Annotated in this window: 3 protein-coding genes; all 3 read right to left on the bottom strand. The window is 54.5% G+C overall.

Annotation, left to right across the window (positions count from 1 at the left end; translation table 11 throughout):
• The coding region (locus B3Z49_RS21055; protein ID WP_296994585.1) for an IclR family transcriptional regulator at nucleotides 1-458 on the bottom strand (458 nt) is incomplete at its 3' end.
• A gap of 70 nt (nucleotides 459-528) precedes the next feature.
• Nucleotides 529-1,341, bottom strand: coding sequence for a hypothetical protein (locus B3Z49_RS21050; protein WP_296994582.1), 813 nt, complete (start codon nucleotides 1,339-1,341; stop codon nucleotides 529-531).
• A 185-nt stretch (nucleotides 1,342-1,526) separates the two neighbouring features.
• Nucleotides 1,527-2,244 (bottom strand): cache domain-containing protein (locus tag B3Z49_RS21045; RefSeq protein ID WP_296994579.1); only part of this gene is annotated, 718 nt, incomplete at its 5' end.

Below are 2,244 nucleotides of genomic sequence, written 5' to 3'. Positions count from 1 at the left end.
TGCAGTTCTTCTTCCGGCAAAAAGGCAAGCAAGGCCTTGCCAACGCCCGAGCAGTGCATCAAGGCCCGACGACCGGGTGTGACGAGCGCACGCATCATTTTGCGGCATTCGACCTGCGACAGGAAGATGACCTCCCCACCGTCTGCGACAGCAAGATTGACCGTTTCACCGCTGTCTTCCATGAGTGCGCGCATATAGGGGCGCGCGATCTGGCTGAGGTTACGATTCTTGGTAAATGAATTGCCGACGCTGAAAGCCTGAACCCCGACGAACCAGAGTGTTCGCTCCCCCTCGAACGATACATAGCGTTCGTGCTGCATGGTGGTCAGCAACCGGTGTGCTGTCGAGGGCGGCAATTTCACCTGATGGGAAATTTCGGTCAGGGTCATCCCGTCCTCGCTTTCGGCAAGCGCGTTGAGGATACTTAACGCCCGTACCAGTGACTGGACTTGCTGCATTCAGCGACTACTCCCTGTGCGCGGTCGATTTGACCGACCATCATTGTCGTGTTCTCTGAATGTTAGGAGATCATTGCACTGCTTGCACGGACTTTTGGCGGACCCAGACGAAAGTGGTGTACCCGATGAGATAGACCGTAGCAGCACCAAAGGCGCAAAGCGTGCCCAAGCCAAGACCAAGAACAGGGTAACCAAGGGTCACGGCAAGGATATAAACCCATAATGCCCCCATTCCCCTCGGAAAGTTTCGAATAACCGTATGCACCGGTTCTGCCCCATAGGTGAAATGAAGGATCAGCATCATGGGATAGAGTGTTACAGGGAAACCGGACAACAATCCTGCCCAGCGCGGACCAATCCATGCCGCCATGCCGCTGATGACCAGAACGATGATTGCCGCCAATGAAGCGCGAAGCAAAACAACCCGCTTGGTCAGGCGAACCCGATTGAGAATACGCACATTCTCGATCTTGCGGAACAGGATGAGTGCGACAACGATCGCAACCAGCAAAATCACCGCCGCCTGCGTCAAGCTCATCGGTGCGAGCTGAAACAGCCATGAGACAGACAGATAAGTGACAAACGCCCCGAGCGAGCTGAGCAGAATCTGTGGAAAGACAGGCAGGCGCACGCATTGGCGCGACACAATGAAATAGGCATAGAGGAAGGTTAAGGTCGCAATCAGGCCGGGCAAGGCGTACACCGCGCTTTCACTTGCGAAGGCAACACCCTGCTCGATTGCAATGAAATACAAAAGGATGGCTGTTCCCAGCGGGTAACCTGACAACACACCGGCGACACGCGGCCCTGCCCGTTCTGCAAGCATCGAAAGCCCCAGCACCGTTCCGATAGACACGGCAATTTTGGCAAGGATCAGTTCCAACAGCTTTCATCCTTCAAGGTAGATACGATGACATTTTATCAACAAAGTGACAGTATCGTTATCTCTTTTCACAACAAGGGGCAAGCGCAAACACCTGAGCACAAAACAAAAGAAGACGGACACCAACATAAGGTGCCCGTCTTCGTTTAGCAGATCGATATCGCCGTTTTCCTGGACGTCGACGTTCAGGCGGCGGCATTTTCCGCTCTTGGTGTTTGAACGATAACCCCACGCCAGCCGAGCCCTTGATAGGTTTCGTAACCCGGCGTCAAGGCGTAGGCGACAAGGGATCCGTCTTCAAGCAGATAGGCCCCGCGGGCAGGATCATCGACACGCAGATTAAATGTTTCGCTGAGCACGCCGCGGTCATCGGAAGCAGCAAGAACCCGATTTTTTGCGTCGATCAACATCACCCGGGTACGTTCACGTTCTTCGGCATTGAAGTTCAGCGATTTGACGATCATCGGCGCCTGGCTTTCCCAGTCAAAGAAAACCCCTAAAACACCAATCACATCGCCATCAGCGGCACCACCCCTGCGCACGGCGGTCGCATAAGTCGGGGATGCGGCGTTGTTTAATAGTGAATTGGCTGCCACATCCGCGACGGCATAATGTCCGCCATCGCGACAGCGCAACGCCTCCTGAAACCAGCCCTGATCAGAAACATTTTGCCCCATCACGCGATAGGAGTCCGGCCGTCCGTTGGCAATAACGTTGCCGTTCCGATCAGCCACCCAAAGATCAAGATATACAGTATAGGAATCAAGGATCACACCGAGCCGTTCCGATGCACGCAATGCAAACGTCGGGTCTTGCAGATTTTCACAAACATCGACAACGGCTGCGTCGGTTGCCCACCAGCGCACATCGCAAGATCGCTCGTACAGGTTGCGGTCCATCAAT

Source organism: Thalassospira sp. UBA1131, assembly GCF_002311515.1.
Classification (GTDB): Bacteria; Pseudomonadota; Alphaproteobacteria; order Rhodospirillales; family Thalassospiraceae; genus Thalassospira.
The sequence above is the reverse complement of the archived record's forward strand: the minus strand, read 5'-3'. Positions and strand labels throughout refer to the sequence as shown.